The organism is uncultured Porphyromonas sp. (genome assembly GCF_900541275.1).
Taxonomy (GTDB): Bacteria; Bacteroidota; Bacteroidia; order Bacteroidales; family Porphyromonadaceae; genus Porphyromonas_A.
Genome location: NZ_UQJH01000002.1, coordinates 139,534 through 157,562, shown reverse-complemented (window position 1 = coordinate 157,562; position 18,029 = coordinate 139,534). Strand labels below are relative to the sequence as shown.

Below are 18,029 nucleotides of genomic sequence, written 5' to 3'. Positions count from 1 at the left end.
CTCCGTCTGTCTTCTCCTGAAATTAGTTGACATGGTCGAGGGTTGTTTTCCTTTTCATCATCACTTGGCATACTTGTCCATAACGGCGCGGACCGAGCCCGCCTCGAGGAGCTCCGCCTGAGCCCGGTCGTGGGACCAGCTGTAGTAGTCCATCAGCATGCGGGTACCACGCTCGACTAATTTCTTATTACTCAGCTGCATGTCGACCATGCGATTGCCCTCCACGCGACCCATATGGATCATGAGGGAGGTGGAGATCAGATTGAGCACCATCTTCTGCGCCGTACCGCTCTTCATGCGGGAGCTGCCGGTGACGTACTCCGGCCCGACGATGGTGACGATGGGGTGCTTGGCGGTGAGGGCGATGGGAGAGCCGGGGTTGGAGGTGATGCCTCCGGTGACCAGTCCCCTGCGATTGGCCTCCCTGAGTCCGCCGAGGACGTAGGGGGTGGTGCCGCTGGCAGCGATGCCGATGACGGAGTCGTCCTCCCCGATGTCGTAGGCGGACATATCTGCCCAGGCTTGGTCAGCGATGTCCTCCGCATTCTCCACCGGGTGGCGGAGGGCGTAGTCGCCACCTGCGATCAGTCCGATGAAGAGCGTCGGTGGCATACCGTAGGTGGGCGGGATCTCGGAGGCATCGAGGACACCGAGACGCCCGCTGGTGCCGGCACCGATGTAGAAGACCCGCCCGCCTCGCTCCATACGTGGCAGGATGTCGTCTACGAGGTCGGCGATGGCGGGGATCACCTCCTCGACTGCGTCAGCGACCTTGTGGTCCTCACGATTGATGTCCGTGAGCAGCTCGAGCGTACTCTTCTCCTCTAAGTGGTCGTAGAGGGAGGCGGACTCGGTGATATTGGTGAAGTCGGTACTCATCTCTTGATCGTGTGATAGCGGACCAGACCCTCCATCGGTGCGGAGAGGATCTGACCCAGATGTATGCCCTCAGCCTCTGCTGCCTCCTTGAGGACCGCGTGGAAGTTGTGTGCAATGGAGCCGACGAAGTGTACCGGCGTGGTCTCCCAGCCGTCGTAGAGCTTCACATTTCTCCTAAAGAAGGAGCGGAAGCACTCCAGCGCCATAGACCGCACCTCCGGCACATCGATCTGCTTGCGGATGAAGGGGGCGAGTGAGGCGAGGAAGCGACTGGGCTGCGACTCCTTGTAGACCCGCTCGAGGACGGTGGCTGTGGTGATCTCAGGGTAGGTCTCCTCGAAGTCTCTCACGACGCTCTCCGGGAGTAGCCCCTTGAGGAGGTCGGCAATGAAGTGCTTACCGAGGACCGCCCCGCTGCCCTCGTCACCGAGGATGTAGCCGAGCGGAGGGACGTTGGATACGATCGTCTCGCCGTCGTAGCGACAGGAGTTGGCGCCGGTGCCGAGGATGCAGGCGATGCCCGGCTCGTGACCGCAGAGGGCGCGGGCGGCACCGAGCATATCTGTCATCACCGTCACCTCGCCCACCAGGAGACTGCCGATAGCCTGGCGGATCATCGGTTGCTTCTCATCCCTCGCACCGGAGCCGTAGAAGTAGATCCTCGTGAAGCAGTCCACGGGGAGCATCGGCAGGAGCTGTGTCCGGATCTCGTCACGGATCTCTTCCTGGGTGACGAAGTAGGGATTGAGCCCCTTGGTGTAGGCGTGTGCCACCACCTCTCCCGTCAGGTCATCCATAGCGGTCCACTCCGTCTTGGTGGAGCCACTGTCAGCGATAAGTATCATAGCTTGACGAATGTCTTTTTCTTGTATAGCATATAGGCGATCGGCCAATTGATCCCTAAGGATACCAGAGAGTAGGTGAGAGAGGCGAGGAGCGCATTGGCGCCAAAAGGGCGGAAGAAGGCGAGGATCCGTCCCTTGACCTGCTCCGTACTCATGCCTTCGCTGCCTTATGGCTACAGATTAGCAGCCCCAGCATCGTGAAGAGGGCGTTGATGATCAGGATCTCGTAGCTGAAGTGGTAGCCGCCGAACCACTCTACAGAGTGTCTGTCGAGGATGTAGCAGAGGATCGGCGACAGGATCACCACGATGGGGATCAGTCGGTCGCGCACCCGTCGCCCGGAGATGATGCCGAAGGTGAAGAGTCCCAGCAGCGGTCCGTAGGTGTAGCTGGCGAGGACGTAGACGGCATTGATCACCGAGGTATTATTGAGTATCTCGAAGGCGATGATGCAGAGACCCATCAGCAGCGCCATCCCCACGTGGACCCACTTGCGGGTCTTCTCGAGACGCTTTTCCTCTTTTTCCTTGGCCCCCAGGATGTCGATGGTGAAGGAGGTGGTGAGTGCGGTCAGCGCTGAGCCGGCTGCGGGGAAGGCTGCCGCCACGAGGCCGATGATGAAGAGGATCCCGACGATCTCAGGGAAGAAGTCTCCCGTCGCGAGGAAGGGGAAGACCTGGTCACTGCTCTCCGGTAGCCGGATGCCCATCTGCTCCGCGTAGGTGTAGAGCAGCACTCCGAGCATGAGGAAGAGGGCGATGACGAAGAATTGGAAGACCGAGCTGACGATCATATTTCGTCGCGCCTCCGTGTCGCTCTTGCAGCTTAGGTTGCGCTGCATCATATCCTGGTCCAGCCCGGTCGTCGCCACCATAGTGAAGGCACCGGCGAGGAATTGCTTCCAGAAGAAACGCTTGTCATTGATGTCATCGAAGAAGAATACCTGCGACATACGGCTCTCCCGGATCGTCGTCACCACACCGCCGAAGTCGAGACCCAGCCCCTTGGCGATGAATACGATCGAGAGAACTACCGAGGCGACGAGGCAGATCGTCTTGAGCACATCAACGCTGACGATGCTCTTGACCCCACCAAAGAAGGTGTAGATCCAGACAAAGAGGACCGTCATCAGGACATTGAGGAGGAAGGGTAGCCCCAGCGGGTCAAAGACCAGTAGCTGCATCGTCAGTACAACGAGGAAGATACGCACCGAGGCACCGAGCATCTTGGAGACAAAGAAGAGCCATGCACCGGTCTTGTAGCTCGTCATCCCGAAGCGATCCCGCAGGTACTCGTAGATGGAGAAGAGCTTGATGCGGTAGAAGAGTGGCACCAGGACAAAGGCGATCAGCGCCTGTCCCACGATGAAGCCAAGCGCCATCTGCAGGTAGGCCATACTGCTACTGGAGACCATCCCCGGGACGGAGACAAAGGTGACGCCACTGATGCCTGAGCCGATCATCGCTATCGCGACGATCATCCAGTTATTGGACCGGTTCCCAATGAAAAATCCCGCATTGTCCGCCTCGTGCCCCGCCCTATAGGAGACGAGGAACATAAGGAGGAAGTAGCCCAGTGTCAGACCAAGTACTAAGTAAGGTGACATAGTGTGGTGGCTTGAGGTTGGTGTCGATCTCTCCCCGAGTGGTGCCCGAGTGACGATCGGTGGTGTACTATTAGTGAGGACCTATGCTATTGGTCCAACGAACAGATCCCTATGGCGAAGGTCTGCTCTGTCGACTTGCCGATACAGTCGCCCTGCGACCTCTGTCTGATAAATCAAGTATAGCGGCTTATCCGGGTGCTAAGGTAGCTAGAGTTTTTGAATTGCAAATACTAAAATAATATTCTTGTCCGAGCGACCGAGAAGTTTCCGGCTTTATCAAATTGTTCCGAGGTTTGTAGGTATTTTCGGAATGGTCTAGGCTGGTTAGACTGAGAAACCTACAGCACTTGAATGAGAAGGGTGTGTGTTTTCACCCCAGGCTCATCGGATAAAAGGGTTGGGCAATGATTATTTGCTACATTTGTGGGAGATGTGGGGCGGGTCACTAATGTAATACAGTGTAGATACTACTATGGAGATAGCAATCATAGGTACCGGCTACGTCGGTCTGGTGACGGGGACCTGCTTTGCAGAGATGGGGGTTCACGTCCACTGCGTCGATACGGATGCCACTAAGATAGAGCGCCTCAGGGGTGGCGAGATCCCGATCTATGAGCCGGGGCTGGACGAGATGGTTCGTCGCAATACAGAGGAGGGACGTCTTTCCTTCCACACCGATCTCGCGGAGTGTGTCGATGACGTGGAGATCGTCTTCATCGCTGTCGGTACGCCTCCCACGGCGAGCGGGGATGCGGATCTGAAGTATGTCCGTGCCGTCGCTCAGCAGCTGGGGCAGCTGATCCGTAAGGATATGCTCGTGGTGACGAAGAGCACCGTGCCGGTAGGGACCAGCCCCAGGGTGATGGCCGAGATCCGGAAGGGGCTGGAGGCGCGCGGCTTGACCGATCTCAGGGTCGAGGTGGCTAATAATCCGGAGTTCCTCAAGGAGGGCAATGCGATCAAGGACTTTATGAGTCCCGACCGAGTCGTGATAGGTCTGGAGAGTGACTGGGCGAAGGAGTTGCTGACGAGACTTTATCGCCCCTTCTTGATCCGAAACTTCAGGGTCCTCTTTATGGACATACCAAGCTCGGAGCTGACAAAATATGCGAGCAATGCGATGCTGGCCACGAGGATCAGCTTTATGAATCAGCTTGCCAACCTTGCCGATAAGCTGGGTGCCGATGTGGATATGATCCGTCAGGGGATGGGTGCCGACCACAGGATCGGCTCTGCCTTCCTCTACGCCGGTAGCGGCTATGGAGGCTCCTGCTTCCCTAAGGATGTGCAGGCGCTTGCTAAGACCGGAGAGGAAGAGGGGGTCCCGATGACCATCGTCGAAGAGGTGCATCGGGTCAATGAAGCTCAGAAGAGGATCCCCTACGAGAAACTCACCCGCCTGATCGGTAGCGACCTGAGGGGTAAGCGGATCGCCGTCTGGGGGCTGGCCTTTAAGCCCGAGACGGACGATATGAGGGAGGCGACCTCTATCGTGGTGATCGGTCAGCTCATCGAGGCTGGGGCGGAAGTGGTCGCCTGCGACCCTATTGCGATCGAGACAGCTAAGCGAGTGCTCCCGGACGGGGTGCAGTACACAAAGGATCTCTATCGGTCGGTCGAGGGGGCGGATGCGCTGCTGCTCTTGACGGAGTGGAAGATCTTCCGACTCCCCAATTGGTCCCGGATCAAGGAGCTGATGAGGGGAGACGTGGTGATCGACGGACGTAATATCTACGATGCCTCCGAGATAAAGAGACTGGGTCTCCGGTACGATGGCATCGGTAGGAGGTAAACTATGCACGCCTATATATAATGAGTGAGATGATCATCCGAAGCATCCTGGACACGGACCTCTATAAGTTTACGACCGGGTATGCGTATATGAAGCTTTTCCCTAGAGCGTGGGGAAGGTTTGAGTTCGTCGACCGCAACGACCTGGTCTATCCTGAAGGCTTCGCTGAGAGCCTGCGGCAGGAGATCGTACGGATGAGTGAGCTGCGACTGACTCGTGAGGAGGCGGACTTCCTCCGACAGGAGTGCCCCTACCTGCCACCCCTTTATATAGATTACCTCAAGGGCTACACCTACGACCCTGAGGAGGTGACGATCGAGCAGGATGCTGAGGGACACCTCCACATATCGGCTGAGGGGTTGCTCTATCGCATCACGCTCTGGGAGACGCCGATCCTCGCTATGGTATCGGAGCTCTACTACCGGGAGACCGGTCAGCATCCCGACCTGGAGCTGACGCGCTCCAAGGCGCTCGAGAAGGCTCAAGCCATGCAGGAGCACGGGCTGCAGGTGAGTCTCTTCGGCATGCGGCGACGCTTCAGCAGCGAGGTGGAGGATCTGGTGACACGGATCCTCTGTGAGCATGGGGGGAAGTACTTCTTTGGCACCAGCAATGTCTACTACGCAATGAAGCACGGCATACGCGTCACCGGGACCCATCCGCACGAGTGGGTGCAGTTTCACGCGGCGATCTATGGCTACAAGATGGCCAATTATATGGCTATGGAGGACTGGATCGATGTCTATGACGGAGACCTCGGCACGGTGCTCACCGACACCTTCACGACCGACGTTTTTCTCCAAAACTTCTCGAAGAAGCATGCTGCCCTCTTTACCTCCCTCCGTCAGGACAGCGGTGACCCTCAGACCTTCACTGACAAGGTGCTGGCGAAGTATCGGGAGTTGCGGATAGATCCTAAGACGAAGTATCTCGTCTTCTCCGACGCCCTCGACGTGGATAAGGCTGCGACGATCAAGGAGTACTGTGGTGGCAAGATCAGGGCCACCTTCGGGATAGGGACCAACCTGACTAACGATGTTGGTCACGGGATCAAGCCGATGAATATCGTGATGAAGCTCTTTGCCTGCAAGCTCGACGAGAAGATGCCGTGGCAGGACACCATCAAGCTCTCCGACTCGGTCGGAAAGCATACCGGTGAGCCGGAGGAGATCGATCTGGCCATGCGAGTACTACGTATCGAGGAATAAGAGAAAATGAACATAGATAAGGAAATTGACCAGCTGGTCGACATCATAGGAGATGAGGTGAAGCAGCTTGCCGCTCGCGAGCCACACGGCCTCTACGAGCCGATCCGGTACATCCTCTCGCAAGGAGGGAAGCGTCTCAGACCGCTCCTCGCGCTACTGACGTACCGCGCCTTCCGTCCCGAGGGCACCGTGGAGGAGGTGGCACCGGTGATGAGGGCTGTGGAGACCTTCCACAACTTCACCCTCATCCACGATGACATTATGGACGACGCCCCGATGCGTCGCGGAGAGCCCACGGTCTATAAGAAGTGGGGCGCCAATGTAGGGATCCTCTCCGGTGATGCGATGCTGGTGGAGGCATACCGCTGCTTGGAGTCGATCCACCCGGAGTACCTGAGTCAGATCTTCTCACTCTTCAATACAATGGCCGATGCGATCTGTCGCGGGCAGCAGTATGACCTCGAGTTTGAGACCACGCTGCTTTCTGCACTATCTATATGGAGCTACCTCCGGATGATCAGCCTCAAGACCTCGGCCCTCTTCCGCGGAAGTATGGTGATGGGGGCGACCGTCGCCGGCGCCTCGGTCGAGGATCGGGAGCATATCGCCCGTGTAGCGGAGCTGATGGGGCTCGCCTTCCAGATCATGGACGACTACCTCGATGTCTACGGCGAGGCGAAGTTTGGCAAGCGCAAGGGGGGCGACATTATAGATAGGAAAAAGACTTGGCTCCTACTTCGCCTCTACGAGTGCGACCCGAAGCGCGCGGAGGAGGCGCTTGCCATTGAGAGTGAAGCGGATCGTATAGCGTCTGTGACCAACCTCTACGAGCAGTGGAATATCCACGCTGAAGCGCTGAAGCAGGTCGACCAGTACTCTGAGGCTGCTCTCGAGGAGCTGCGCGCCCTCTCTGTCGATACCTCAGCACTCGAGCATATTATCTCCACGCTGACCGGGAGAGCCGTCTGATGTATCCGCTCGTCGATACGCACGCTCACCTCTACTCAGAGGAGTTTGACGACGATCGCCCTGAGGTGATCCGTCGCTGTCGGGAGGCGGGTCTCGCTGCGGTCCTGCTTCCCAATACCTCACGCGAGTATATCGCTCGCCTGAGGGAGATGGTGTCTCTGGCCCCGCACCTCTTCGTCCCCATGATCGGTCTTGAGCCCACCGATGTGGGCGAGGACTGGGAGGAGCAGCTAGGTGCGCTCGAGAGGGAGCTACGGACAAGCCCAGGGTACTACCGGGGCATCGGTGAGATCGGGCTGGACTACTACTGGAGCATAGAGTGGAGGGAGCAGATGATCGAAGCCTTCCGCCGCCAGGTGGAGTGGGCGAGGGAGCTCAACCTGCCGATGAGTATGCACACGCGTGCTGCCGTGCCGGAGGCTGTGGAGCTCCTGCGGGAGTGGGGGCTTGAGGGGCTGCGGGGTGTCTTCCACTCCTTCTCCGAGTCAGAGGAGGATCTAGAGGCGATCCTGAGCCTCGGGGAGCGATTTATGGTGGGGATCAATGGCATCGTCACCTTCCGTAACTCCCGACTTCGAGAGGTGATCAAGGGTCGCCTGCCGCTCACTCGCCTCGTCGTGGAGACCGACAGCCCTTATCTCTCCCCCGAGCCAAGGAGAGGACGACGAAATGAGTCGTCTCACATCATCCATACTGTGAGGTGCTTAGCCGATATATACGATGTGAGCGAGGAAGAAATGCGGCATCAGCTTTTTGTCAATTCTCGTAAAATGTTTAATTTAGCACCTGTAATCGCCGATCCATAGGGCGAGTCAGGTCGAAGGACAAACTTTTTCGCCAAAAGCGCCCACTTTTTGGTGTGGTTGGAGGATTTAAGGTAGATTTGTACGATCGTTGAGTGATCGAGTAGCTCGGACAGTGGTCCGGAGCGTGCAGTCCGAGAGGGATAAATCACTGGAGGGGAGGAGATCATATATAATAATGGAGAGATGCTCGAGTGGCTGAAGAGGCACGCCTGGAAAGCGTGTAAACGTCAAAAGCGTTTCGAGGGTTCGAATCCCTCTCTCTCCGCAAAAGGGGGTATCCTTGCTACAGAATTAGGCAGAGGAGACTAACCGAAAGTACCTCGTCAGGGCTGAATGTAAGCGAAACCACCTAAAGATATTGTTTTACCAAAAATCACTAATCTTAAAAAGAACTTACAATGAAAAGATTTCTAGTAAGCATCGCCTTGGCCGGTCTTATGACGGTGGGGTTTGCCGGTGCATCTTTTGCACAGGACGAGGCTACGACAGAGCCTGCGGTTACCGAGCAGGCAGCTCCCGCTGTAACTGAGGCTGAGACTCCCGCTACGGAAGTACCTGTGGCTGCTGAGAGTGAGGGTTTCCACCAGGCACTTAAGACTAAGTTTATCGAGGGTGGTCCTGGCTTTATGGCCATTATCTCTCTCGTTATGATCCTCGGTCTGGCATTCTGCCTCGAGCGTATCATCTACCTGAATCTTGCCGATACCAATAGCAAGAAGCTCCTCGATGAGATCCGTGCCGCCCTCGATCGTGGTGACGTCAATGGCGCCCTCGCTATCGCTCGTGACACTCGTGGTCCTATCGCCTCTATCGCTTACCAGTCCCTCCTCCGTATCGACCAGGGTCCTGAGGCTGTAGAGCGCGCTATCACCGCCTATGGTGGTGTACAGGCCAGCCTCCTCGAGAAGAACATGTCTTGGATCACCCTCTTCATCGCCCTCGCACCGTCACTCGGATTCTTCGGAACGGTGATCGGTCTTGTACAGGCCTTCGATACGATCGAGCAGGTCGGTGATATCAGCCCTACGGTCGTTGCCGGTGGTATGAAGGTCGCCCTGATCACCACCATCTACGGTCTTATCGTAGCGATGATCCTCCAGGTGCTTTACAACTATATCCTCTCTCGCTATGAGAGCATCCTGAGTGATATGGAGGACGCCTCCATCACCCTCGTGGATTACATGATCGATTTCACAAGCAAGCGCGGAGTACAGCATCGTATCTAAACCATCATGGCAGTAAAGAAAATTCGTAAAATATCGAGCACTGTCCTGATCGTTCTGGCTCTCATCGGCGTCGTGGCCTTTGGCATGACCGTCTTCGGCGGTTACGTCGACCCCAATGCTGAGTACCCCGAGCCCATCTACACCAATGTACTCCTCTACACGGTGTATGGTATGACCGCTCTTGCCGTACTGGCAATGATTGTCTTCGGAATCATCGGATTTGCTCAGTCCTTTAAGACCAATCCTAAGGCAGCCCTCGGCGGCCTCGGTGCGCTTGTGGGACTGATAGTGCTCATGGTCATTACCTACTTCGTGGGTAGTGATGCTCCACTTCACGTGGGTGTGGATGCTCAGCAATTCAACACCCCGTCTTGGCTGAAGCTGGCTGATATGTGCATGTTTACCATCTATGCACTCATTGTGATTAACGTCCTCGCACTGGTCGTGACCTCGTTCATGTCTGCAGGACCCAAGCAGCACGCATCAGCATCTGAGAAGAAGGCTTAAGTAACATCGTAAAAGAACAATACTATGGCAGGAAAATCAAAGAAGGTGCCCGGCATCAATGGGTCCTCGACTGCGGATATTTCTTTTATCATGCTACTTTTCTTCCTTCTGACCACCTCTATGGGATCAGATAAGGGTATCGCTCGTCAGCTGCCCCCTGCACCCACCGAGGATCAGCAGGACGTCATGATCGACGTCAATAGGCGTAACATGCTGCGCGTACTGGTGAATAGTAATGGTCAGATCCTTGCCAATGGCGAGGTGATGACGATCGATCAGCTCAAGCAGAAGGTGAAGGACTTCGTGCTTAATCCCACGAACGACCCGACCCTCCCCGAGCTGACTCCGGAGGAATTCCCCTACATCGGCCAGCAGATGGTGACGAAGAATCACGTCATCTCTCTGACCAATAACGTGGATACCAAGTACTCCGACTATATCGCAGTGCAAAACATCCTCACTAAGGCTTATAACGAGCTGCGTGAAGAGTTGGCGCAGAAGCAATGGAACAAGTCCTTTGAGGATCTTCCCAAGGAGTACCAGGAGGTACTCGTGGATCGCTTCCCGCAGAAGATCTCTGAGGCTGAACCACGTGAGTACGGCTCGCAGAAGAAATAATCTTGAGCAGAACTAAAGAAGTAGTATGAGTAGATTTACCAAAAAAGGTGAGAAAGAAGTTCCTGAGCTGAACACTATGTCGCTCCCGGACCTGATCTTCTCTCTGCTGTTCTTCTTCATGATCGTCACCACCGCACGTGAGGTGACTCTGAAGGTACAGCTGCGTCTTCCCAAGGCTACCGAACTTACCAAGCTCGAGAGAAAGTCTTTGGCCACCTTCCTCTACATGGGGGTTCCGCTGAAGCAGTACCAAGCCAAGTATGGTACGGAGGCTGCTATCCAGCTTAATGATAAGTTTGCATCGCCTAATGATATCTTTGACTTCATCGCACAGGAGAAGAACTCCATGTCTGAGGCTGACGCCCAGTACATGACGACGATCCTGAAGATCGATGGAGACACAAAGATGGGTATCGTAACAGAAGTCAAGCAGAAGTTGCGTGAAGCTAACGCACTTAAGATATTCTACTCCAGTGTACCTGATACTGAGCTAGCTCAGTAAGGGCATATGGAGCCGCCGGAGCCAGTCTTCGGTCAGATAATTAGTCTTACTGCAGGGATCTCTCTTCGCCGAGAGGTCCCTGCTTTTTTTGTGATATGTTTTTGGCGATCCACGCAGGACTTTGATTTGTGCGGACTGAGACAATTCTAATACCGATATTAGAGATCACTAATATCGGTATTAGTTTTCTCCCACTCTCCTAGTGATTATAGCAGGGATTATGGGTGACGCAGTAGACCTTTACATCTAAGCAATACACTCCCGAGAGGGCTGACGCTTTTGAGCCTTACATAAGTCATTCAACTCATTGTGAAGAGTGGTGAACGATGCACCCCGACATGGGTGCTCGCTTTTTAGCCACTGGTCGAGGGGCGTAGCCCCGAAGACCCGTGGACCGGGTATCGCAAGCAATCTGCGACCCCGCTAGGGCGTTGCACTATCAAGCTCGCCCGGGGAATGCGACGCCCAGAGGGGGGCGCTGGGAAAGGTAATTTCTGCTCGGCGACCCGCAAGGGGTCGAGGGGATTAAGGCGGGTATTGGCACATCGGTCACCGCTTCGCGGATGATTGATGCCTATGGAGCGAGCACCCTTCGGGTGCCTCAGGGATAAGCCCTCTTCGGTACATGATTAACCTAATGCTCAAATGCATCACCCCTGTACACGCCCGAGAGGGTAGCTTTATTCCCGCTTCTTCTTAAAGAGCTAAATGATTTCCGTACCTCTCAGATGCCCCAGGCCTGTCGGTGAACTTATACAGATCGGTATCTTTTTGCAGCAGTGGAGCCTGGTATAGGACTTTATGATAGAGGATAGGGCACAAAAAAAGAGGGGACCACGCTCACGCGTAGTCCCGCTCGGAAAAACTTGTTTAATGAAATTAACGCATCTGATAAACAAAACCTTTATCCTGTAGGCCCGGCATGCAGGCCTGATTACACACTTCTCCTTTTAAGCTGGGCGGAGAACCCAATATGTAGTACCTACAACATTACTGCTGCTCTGTCCTCCTGTGATGGATGCAGTGGGGAATGGTTTAATCGTGTGCCATTGATTTTTCGACAAACGTCGAGCGCCCCACCATCTCTTGGAGTGGCAGGGCGCTCGACTGTCTTATGCAGTACCTCTACTTAGCTCAGTCCCAGGGATTGTCTCAGCTTGCGTCGGTGGTTGCCCCAGATTTTCTGCAGGGTGGTCGGCTCGAGGTGCTCGTCGTGGTCGTTGACTAAGAGCGACACTAAGTGCGAGAGCTCGGAGACGACGATCTCCATACGCACATAGCTATCCGGGTGGTCATTCCAGTTCCACTGGATATACTTCCCCTTCTCCAGGTCTGTCACGGTGGCGGTGCGGTCGTCGCCAGTCTCGTCCCAGAAGACATGGATGCTCCTCAGTGAGACGTCTACTCGGGGTGCCATCCACTCCGAGAGCCCTCTGGAGGTGGAGATCTGGTTCCATACACTCTGAGGAGAGGCGTTGTCCAGGTCTATCTCTATCTTGTAGCCCTCTCCATGTGTGGTCCTTGCCATAGCGTTGTATTCTTAGTCCTACTTACTTGTGCAATATAGTCATTTCTTCTTACCCGTGGAGCATATTTTCCGACTTTCATCTCCCAATGGATCGATTTGTGGGTGCAAATTGTCGCTCCGGAACCGCGTAGATTGTAAAGTATTAAGTAAATTTGCTTCGTTACTATAAGCACAATAATACGAGAACTATGATAAGGAGTAAGGACGCCAATCAGCCTGTATGGAGAGATATCACTGCACTCTCCGATCTGCCACAATCCCTGCAGCAGCTGGAGGAGCTCGCCAACAATCTCTGGTGGGTCTGGAATGCCCCCGCCCGTCACCTTTTCCGGGAGCTGGACCCCTTGGTTTGGTACCACTCTAAGGGAAACCCGGTGCACGTGCTCCACACCCTCTCGCAGAGCCGCATCGAGGAGCTGACGAAGGATAATGACTTCCTAGGGAGACTTGCCAAGGTCTATGACAGCTTCAGAGCCTATATGGATCAGCCGATGCGGGACGACCTCCCCTCTGTCGCCTACTTCTGCATGGAGTATGGGATCACCAATATCCTCAAGATCTACTCCGGTGGTCTCGGGATCCTGGCCGGCGACTACATCAAGGAGGCGAGTGACTTCGGCGCCAATATGGTGGGTGTCGGCTTCCTCTATCGCTACGGCTACTTTGACCAAAAGATCACCGCTGACGGACAGCAGGTGGCTGAGTATAAGGCACAGGACTTTGAGGACCTGCCCCTCACGCTGGTGCGTGACGACAATGGCGCTCCCCTGATGCTTCGTGTGCCCTTTAATGGCTACGAGGTGTCTGCTCAGATCTGGCGCGTGGACGTGGGGCGGGTGAAGCTCTACCTGATGGATACCGACATTGCTGAGAACTCTGAGTGGGATCGACAGATCACCCATCAGCTCTATGGCGGTGACTGGGAGAATCGTATGAAGCAGGAGTATATGCTCGGCATCGGTGGTGTCCAGATGCTTCGTCTCCTAGGCATCGAGACCGATGTCTACCATGCCAATGAGGGTCACGCTGCCTTTATGGGGCTGGAGCGTATGGCGCATATGGTAGAGGGCGGTCTCGACTTCGATCAGGCGCTGGAGCTGGTACGCTCCTCCAGTCTCTACACCTGCCACACCCCGGTACCTGCCGGTCACGACTACTTCGATGAGGCACTCTTCACGAAGTATTTGGGTCACTATGCCGATAAGCTCCACATTTCTCATCAGGAGTTGGTTGACCTAGGACGAGAGACCCCCGGATCGCATGAGAAATTCTCCATGAGCGTCCTCGCTCTAAATACTTGCCAGGAGGCTAATGGCGTCAGCAAGTTGCATGGTCAGGTCTCCCGGGAGATGTTTGCCCCCGTCTGGAAGGGATACCTCCCCGAGGAGCTCCACGTAGGCTACGTGACCAATGGCGTCCACCTGCCTACCTGGATGGCGTCCCCGTGGGCTGACCTTATGGAGAAGAGCGTTGGCGAGGGTATCCTTAGGGATCAGGATAGTCTCGAGCTGTGGGACAAGGTCTGGCAGACCCCCGACAAGGATGTATGGGAGAGGAGGCTGGAGCTCAAGAGTCGCCTCATTGACTACCTCCGTCGTCGCTACGAGGCACATATGGGTGACTTCAATCAGGACCCCACCATGCTGATGAGTTTCCTTGAGACACTTACCCCGAAGACGCTTCTTATCGGCTTTGGTCGTCGCTTTGCCACCTACAAGAGAGCGCACCTCCTCTTTACAGACCTCGAGCGCCTCTCCAAGATCGTCAATGACCCCGATCACCCGGTGATCTTTATCTTCACCGGTAAGGCGCACCCGGCTGACGGAGGCGGGCAGGGGCTGATCCGACATATCTTCCAGATCTCCAAGCGGCCCGAGTTCCTCGGCAAGATCCTCTTTGTCGACAATTACGACATCCGGGTGTCGCAATTCCTCATCCCGGGCGTAGACATCTGGCTCAATACCCCCACGCGACCGCTCGAGGCATCAGGTACGTCAGGTATGAAGGCATTGATGAATGGCGTGCTCAACTTCTCCGTCCTCGATGGCTGGTGGTATGAGGGCTACATCAAGGGGGGAGGCTGGTCGCTCACCGAGAAGATCACCTTCTCCGACACCAATCTCCAGGACAAACTTGACGCCGCCACCATCTATCGTATGCTGGAGGAGGAGATCATCCCGCTCTACTACGACAATGATAAGGAGCAGTCCTACTCAGAGGGCTGGATCCATGCTATCAAGACGGCCACCTCTCAGATACTGCCCCGCTTCACGATGCGGCGTATGATCCGGAATTACTTTGACCGCTTTTACACTAAGCTCGGCGAGCGCAGTGCCATGCTCCGAGCCGACGACTACCTGCAGCTCGGTCAGCTCCTCGACTGGGAGCGCCAAGTGGAGCAGTCGTGGTCTCACCTGGAGGTGGTCGACACCCAGCTGAGCAAGGACGATGGTACGCAGGTAGGCAACTTTACTGTGGGCGGAACCGCTCGCGTGAGTGTTACGGTAGACCTACACGATCTGCGTAGCGACCTTGATGTCGAGCTGATCATCGCTCGCGAGGACACCAAGACGAAGAAGCTTCACCTCGCCAGCAAGCAGACCTTCCACCTCGTCTCCGAGGAGGGGTCTCGCCGGCGGTATGAGCTGAGGGTGGATATTGACCTCCCCGGCACCTATAAGGTAGCCACTCGCATCACCCCGACGCATGAGCTGCTGGCGCACCCTATGGCTCTGGGATATATGAAGTGGGTCACCCTCTTCTGACGCACGCCACTACTGCACTGATAGCAGGATGAAGATCCACCACGAGGGCACGACCTTCTTAGTCGCTGCGGGGATATTCCTCGGCTTCCTCTGTCTCTACGTCTACTTAGTCGTGGAGCAGCGGTGGCCCTTTTGGCTCGCTGTCGTGGTGAGTGTGGTGCTGCTGGGTATCGCCTTCAATTTTTACCGCTCCCCACATCGCATCCATGGTAAGCCGACGGACGGGCTGGTGCTCGCCTCGGCGGATGGGCACATCGTGGCGATCGAGGAAGTGGACGAGCCGGAGGTATTGGGCGGTAAGTGCCTGATGATCTCCACCTTTATGTCCCTCTTCAACGTTCATGCTCAGTGGGTGCCGGTAGCGGGCGAGGTGACCTATGTGCGTCACCACCGGGGCAATGTCTACGCCGCCTATGTCCCTAAGAGCAGTACGGAGAACGAGCGCTCCACCGTCGAGATCGTCACTTCAGAGGGACACCACATCGTGGTTCGCCAGATCGCTGGGGCGATGGCTCGTCGCATAGAGACCTATCTCAGAGAGGGGGAGAGGTGTGAGATCGATGATCAGCTGGGCTTTATCAAGCTCGGCTCCCGCGTCGACATCTTCCTCCCCATCGGGAGTAAGCCCCTCGTGGACCTTGACGAACCGGTCACCGGCAATGTCACCATACTGGCGGAGCTGCCTCCGCGCACGTCGTGTAAGTAAATAGAATCTATGGCAAAGCCGATCTATAAATACCTCCCCAACCTCCTCACGCTCTCCAACGGGCTCTTCGGGGCGCTCTCCATCGTGATGTACCTCACGGTCTCGCTCCAGGCAGCGCTCTGCTGCATAGCTGTGAGCCTGATCGCAGACGTGCTCGACGGGATGACCGCACGGCTACTCCACGCCACGTCGGACATAGGGGGCGACCTCGACTCCCTCTCTGATGTCATCTCCTTCGGTGCTGCGCCGGCGATCTTGCTGACGCTGGTGCTCCGAGAGCTGGGCTGGGGTGTCGCCTGCTGGGCACCGCTGCTGGTCGTGCCCGCCTCGATCTACCGTCTGGCGAAGTTCAATAACGACCCTCGTCAGACCACCTCCTTCATCGGCCTTGCCACCACCGGCAACGCTGTGATGCTGGCTCCGCTGGCGCTCTTCTTCGAGGGGCATGGCATCGCCCCCACACCGCTCTCCCAGACCCTCTTTGTCCTCTTTATGGTCGTGGATGCCTGGTTGCTGGTGTGCGAGGTACCTTTCTTTGGACTGAAGCAGCTCTCCAAGGGCTGGCGAGCCAATATCGGTCTGATAATCGTCGTCATTGCTGCAATTGTGGCGCTGATCCTCTGCGGCATTGAGGGGATCGCCTGGGCGATGATGCTTTACATTTTGCTTAACTTAATCACGTGGCTGACGCATAAGTCAGGCGCAAAATCAACAAACCAATGAAGATAAACGATAAGTCCTACGTCCGCGTACAGTATAAGCTCACCGAGGTCGCTCCTGATGGCTCTGAGACATTTGTCGAGGAGACGACGGAGGATCGCCCTATGGACTATGTCCATGGTCTCGGGATCCTGCTGCCTGACTTTGAGAAAGAGCTAAGCGGCCTCGATGATGGGGATGCCTTTGACTTCACACTCGAGCCTGAGGCTGCCTATGGTCCCTTCCAGGAGCAGCTCCTGATGGATCTCAACAAGTCCATCTTCCAAGATCCGGAGGGAAACTTCGATAGCGGCTTTGTACAGGTGGGGCGCTACGTCCCTATGCGCACCGCTGATGGTCAGACTGTCAATGGACTGGTGCTCGACATCACGGATGATAAAGTGAGGATGGACTTCAATCACCCGCTCTCCGGCAAGACGCTCCACTTTGTCGGCCACGTACAGGAGGCTCACCCCGCCACGGATCAGGAGCTCAAGCGCTTCGAGCAGCTCCTCCATGGTGGATGCTGCTGTGGCTCTGACGATGAGGAGTGCTGTGGTCATCATCACGACGAAACGTGCCACCATGGGCGTGGCAACGACTGTCTCTGTCACAAGTCCCACTAAGCTTTTAGCTCAAAACCAAAAGCGCTGAGGTCTCTCCGCTCTTGTGGAGGGACCTCAGCGCTTTTGCACTACTATTTACTCAAAGGAGAAGACCTCGTGGAAGGCGTCCAGCAGAGCCGCTTTTGCCTCCTCCATAGGGACCTCGTGCCCCAGCTCACGAGCCAGACTGGTGACGCCTCGATCGCTGAAGCCACAGGGGTTGATCCAGTGGTAGGCATCCTCGTGGGTATTGACGTTGAAGGCGATCCCGTGCATAGTGACGAAGCGGCTGGCGCGCACGCCAAGGGCACAGACCTTGCGGGGGTAGCTGTCTGTATGCAGCCAGACGCCGGGTGCGTCGTCCATCAGCTCACCGGCGAGACCATACCGACGAAGTACGGTGCATGCCACCTCCTCGAGAGCAGCGACGTAGCGCCTGACGCCGAGGTGGAGCTGCTCGAGGTCGAGGATAGGGTAGACGGTCCACTGCCCCGGACCATGGTATGTGGCGTCGCCACCGCGATTGGTCCGGACGAGGTCGATACCTGCCCGGCGGATCTGCTCCTCGGGGTAGAGGAGACTCTCCTCCTTAGCATTAAGCCCAAGGGTGATGACCGGCTTGTGCTCGTTGAAGATCAGATACTGTCTCGGCACTTCACCGCGATGCTTTGCCTCGATCGCTTGGTCGAAGAGCTCTCGCTGCTGATGGTAGGAGCCAGCGTAGCTGATGCCGGAGGGATTGATGATGACTTGTAGATCGGTCATGGG

General features: G+C 56.1%; 18 protein-coding genes and 1 tRNA gene. 13 read left to right on the top strand and 6 right to left on the bottom strand.

Annotation, left to right across the window (positions count from 1 at the left end; genetic code table 11):
• Positions 1 to 60: 60 nt before the first annotated feature.
• The 4 genes from murQ to QZR17_RS02875 are packed head-to-tail and all read right to left on the bottom strand — an operon-like array spanning position 61 to position 3,330.
• Positions 61 to 879 carry an N-acetylmuramic acid 6-phosphate etherase gene (gene murQ / locus QZR17_RS02890; protein WP_297127459.1) on the bottom strand — a complete coding sequence of 273 codons (819 nt, stop codon included), beginning with the start codon at positions 877 to 879 and terminating at the stop codon, positions 61 to 63.
• Positions 876 to 1,724, bottom strand: a complete 849-nt coding sequence (locus QZR17_RS02885; protein ID WP_297127456.1) for an ATPase — start codon at positions 1,722 to 1,724, stop codon at positions 876 to 878. Before QZR17_RS02885 ends, murQ begins: the two co-directional genes overlap by 4 nt.
• Positions 1,721 to 1,879: a hypothetical protein gene (locus tag QZR17_RS02880; RefSeq protein ID WP_297127453.1), complete on the bottom strand. Its 159-nt coding sequence runs from the start codon at positions 1,877 to 1,879 to the stop codon at positions 1,721 to 1,723. Before QZR17_RS02880 ends, QZR17_RS02885 begins: the two co-directional genes overlap by 4 nt.
• Positions 1,876 to 3,330: a sodium:solute symporter gene (locus QZR17_RS02875; RefSeq protein WP_297127450.1), complete on the bottom strand. Its 1,455-nt coding sequence runs from the start codon at positions 3,328 to 3,330 to the stop codon at positions 1,876 to 1,878. Before QZR17_RS02875 ends, QZR17_RS02880 begins: the two co-directional genes overlap by 4 nt.
• 472 nt (positions 3,331 to 3,802) lie before the next feature.
• On the opposite strand from QZR17_RS02875, the gene QZR17_RS02870 reads away from it, so the two are divergent.
• The 9 genes from QZR17_RS02870 (at position 3,803) to QZR17_RS02830 (ending at position 10,958) form a co-directional block, all read left to right on the top strand.
• A complete protein-coding gene (locus QZR17_RS02870) occupies positions 3,803 to 5,122 on the top strand; it encodes a UDP-glucose/GDP-mannose dehydrogenase family protein (RefSeq protein WP_297127447.1) in 1,320 nt (439 codons plus the stop codon).
• A 29-nt stretch (positions 5,123 to 5,151) separates the two neighbouring features.
• A complete protein-coding gene (gene pncB / locus QZR17_RS02865) occupies positions 5,152 to 6,330 on the top strand; it encodes a nicotinate phosphoribosyltransferase (RefSeq protein WP_297127512.1) in 1,179 nt (392 codons plus the stop codon).
• Between the two features lie 6 nt (positions 6,331 to 6,336).
• Entirely contained in the window at positions 6,337 to 7,299 is a 963-nt protein-coding gene (locus QZR17_RS02860) for a polyprenyl synthetase family protein (RefSeq protein WP_297127444.1), read from the top strand.
• The gene (locus QZR17_RS02855; protein ID WP_297127441.1) at positions 7,299 to 8,105 is read left to right on the top strand and encodes a TatD family hydrolase; all 807 of its coding nucleotides are present in this window, start codon (positions 7,299 to 7,301) and stop codon (positions 8,103 to 8,105) included. Before QZR17_RS02860 ends, QZR17_RS02855 begins: the two co-directional genes overlap by 1 nt.
• Positions 8,106 to 8,282: 177 nt before the next feature.
• A tRNA-Ser gene (locus QZR17_RS02850) sits at positions 8,283 to 8,370 on the top strand.
• Between the two features lie 133 nt (positions 8,371 to 8,503).
• Entirely contained in the window at positions 8,504 to 9,331 is an 828-nt protein-coding gene (locus tag QZR17_RS02845; RefSeq protein WP_296164336.1) for a MotA/TolQ/ExbB proton channel family protein, read from the top strand.
• A 6-nt stretch (positions 9,332 to 9,337) separates the two neighbouring features.
• The gene (locus QZR17_RS02840; RefSeq protein ID WP_297127438.1) at positions 9,338 to 9,838 is read left to right on the top strand and encodes a hypothetical protein; all 501 of its coding nucleotides are present in this window, start codon (positions 9,338 to 9,340) and stop codon (positions 9,836 to 9,838) included.
• Positions 9,839 to 9,862: 24 nt separating this feature from the next.
• Positions 9,863 to 10,456, top strand: coding sequence for a biopolymer transporter ExbD (locus QZR17_RS02835; RefSeq protein ID WP_297127435.1), 594 nt, complete (start codon positions 9,863 to 9,865; stop codon positions 10,454 to 10,456).
• A 25-nt stretch (positions 10,457 to 10,481) separates the two neighbouring features.
• Entirely contained in the window at positions 10,482 to 10,958 is a 477-nt protein-coding gene (locus QZR17_RS02830) for a biopolymer transporter ExbD (RefSeq protein ID WP_288966201.1), read from the top strand.
• A gap of 1,129 nt (positions 10,959 to 12,087) precedes the next feature.
• Here QZR17_RS02830 and QZR17_RS02825 read toward each other — a convergent pair.
• On the bottom strand, positions 12,088 to 12,486 hold the full coding sequence (locus QZR17_RS02825; RefSeq protein WP_297127432.1) for an START-like domain-containing protein: 399 nt from the start codon (positions 12,484 to 12,486) through the stop codon (positions 12,088 to 12,090).
• A gap of 188 nt (positions 12,487 to 12,674) precedes the next feature.
• Here QZR17_RS02825 and glgP point away from each other — a divergent pair, with 188 nt between their 5' ends.
• Genes glgP through QZR17_RS02805 form a run of 4 tightly spaced genes read left to right on the top strand, consistent with a single transcriptional unit; the run spans position 12,675 to position 17,282 of the window.
• A complete protein-coding gene (gene glgP / locus QZR17_RS02820; RefSeq protein ID WP_297127429.1) occupies positions 12,675 to 15,251 on the top strand; it encodes an alpha-glucan family phosphorylase in 2,577 nt (858 codons plus the stop codon).
• Between the two features lie 28 nt (positions 15,252 to 15,279).
• The gene (locus tag QZR17_RS02815; protein ID WP_297127426.1) at positions 15,280 to 15,957 is read left to right on the top strand and encodes a phosphatidylserine decarboxylase family protein; all 678 of its coding nucleotides are present in this window, start codon (positions 15,280 to 15,282) and stop codon (positions 15,955 to 15,957) included.
• A gap of 9 nt (positions 15,958 to 15,966) precedes the next feature.
• Positions 15,967 to 16,680 carry a CDP-alcohol phosphatidyltransferase family protein gene (locus QZR17_RS02810; protein ID WP_297127422.1) on the top strand — a complete coding sequence of 238 codons (714 nt, stop codon included), beginning with the start codon at positions 15,967 to 15,969 and terminating at the stop codon, positions 16,678 to 16,680.
• Complete coding sequence (locus QZR17_RS02805; RefSeq protein ID WP_297127419.1) at positions 16,677 to 17,282, top strand: FKBP-type peptidyl-prolyl cis-trans isomerase; 606 nt, start codon at positions 16,677 to 16,679, stop codon at positions 17,280 to 17,282. The genes QZR17_RS02810 and QZR17_RS02805 overlap by 4 nt, the downstream gene beginning before the upstream one ends.
• A 75-nt stretch (positions 17,283 to 17,357) precedes the next feature.
• Here the strand turns inward: QZR17_RS02805 and lipB are convergent, their stop codons facing one another.
• Positions 17,358 to 18,026, bottom strand: coding sequence for a lipoyl(octanoyl) transferase LipB (lipB, locus tag QZR17_RS02800; RefSeq protein WP_297127417.1), 669 nt, complete (start codon positions 18,024 to 18,026; stop codon positions 17,358 to 17,360).
• Between the last annotated feature and the right edge of the window lie 3 nt (positions 18,027 to 18,029).

Excerpts from the sequence above, each read along its gene's own strand:
- murQ (WP_297127459.1), bottom strand. The coding sequence starts at position 879 with ATGAGTACCGACTTCACCAATATCACCGAGTCCGCCTCCCTCTACGAC.
- QZR17_RS02885 (WP_297127456.1), bottom strand. The coding sequence starts at position 1,724 with ATGATACTTATCGCTGACAGTGGCTCCACCAAGACGGAGTGGACCGCT.
- QZR17_RS02880 (WP_297127453.1), bottom strand. The coding sequence starts at position 1,879 with ATGAGTACGGAGCAGGTCAAGGGACGGATCCTCGCCTTCTTCCGCCCT.
- QZR17_RS02875 (WP_297127450.1), bottom strand. The coding sequence starts at position 3,330 with ATGTCACCTTACTTAGTACTTGGTCTGACACTGGGCTACTTCCTCCTT.
- QZR17_RS02870 (WP_297127447.1), top strand. The coding sequence starts at position 3,803 with ATGGAGATAGCAATCATAGGTACCGGCTACGTCGGTCTGGTGACGGGG.
- pncB (WP_297127512.1), top strand. The coding sequence starts at position 5,152 with ATGATCATCCGAAGCATCCTGGACACGGACCTCTATAAGTTTACGACC.
- QZR17_RS02860 (WP_297127444.1), top strand. The coding sequence starts at position 6,337 with ATGAACATAGATAAGGAAATTGACCAGCTGGTCGACATCATAGGAGAT.
- QZR17_RS02855 (WP_297127441.1), top strand. The coding sequence starts at position 7,299 with ATGTATCCGCTCGTCGATACGCACGCTCACCTCTACTCAGAGGAGTTT.
- QZR17_RS02845 (WP_296164336.1), top strand. The coding sequence starts at position 8,504 with ATGAAAAGATTTCTAGTAAGCATCGCCTTGGCCGGTCTTATGACGGTG.
- QZR17_RS02840 (WP_297127438.1), top strand. The coding sequence starts at position 9,338 with ATGGCAGTAAAGAAAATTCGTAAAATATCGAGCACTGTCCTGATCGTT.
- QZR17_RS02835 (WP_297127435.1), top strand. The coding sequence starts at position 9,863 with ATGGCAGGAAAATCAAAGAAGGTGCCCGGCATCAATGGGTCCTCGACT.
- QZR17_RS02830 (WP_288966201.1), top strand. The coding sequence starts at position 10,482 with ATGAGTAGATTTACCAAAAAAGGTGAGAAAGAAGTTCCTGAGCTGAAC.
- QZR17_RS02825 (WP_297127432.1), bottom strand. The coding sequence starts at position 12,486 with ATGGCAAGGACCACACATGGAGAGGGCTACAAGATAGAGATAGACCTG.
- glgP (WP_297127429.1), top strand. The coding sequence starts at position 12,675 with ATGATAAGGAGTAAGGACGCCAATCAGCCTGTATGGAGAGATATCACT.
- QZR17_RS02815 (WP_297127426.1), top strand. The coding sequence starts at position 15,280 with ATGAAGATCCACCACGAGGGCACGACCTTCTTAGTCGCTGCGGGGATA.
- QZR17_RS02810 (WP_297127422.1), top strand. The coding sequence starts at position 15,967 with ATGGCAAAGCCGATCTATAAATACCTCCCCAACCTCCTCACGCTCTCC.
- QZR17_RS02805 (WP_297127419.1), top strand. The coding sequence starts at position 16,677 with ATGAAGATAAACGATAAGTCCTACGTCCGCGTACAGTATAAGCTCACC.
- lipB (WP_297127417.1), bottom strand. The coding sequence starts at position 18,026 with ATGACCGATCTACAAGTCATCATCAATCCCTCCGGCATCAGCTACGCT.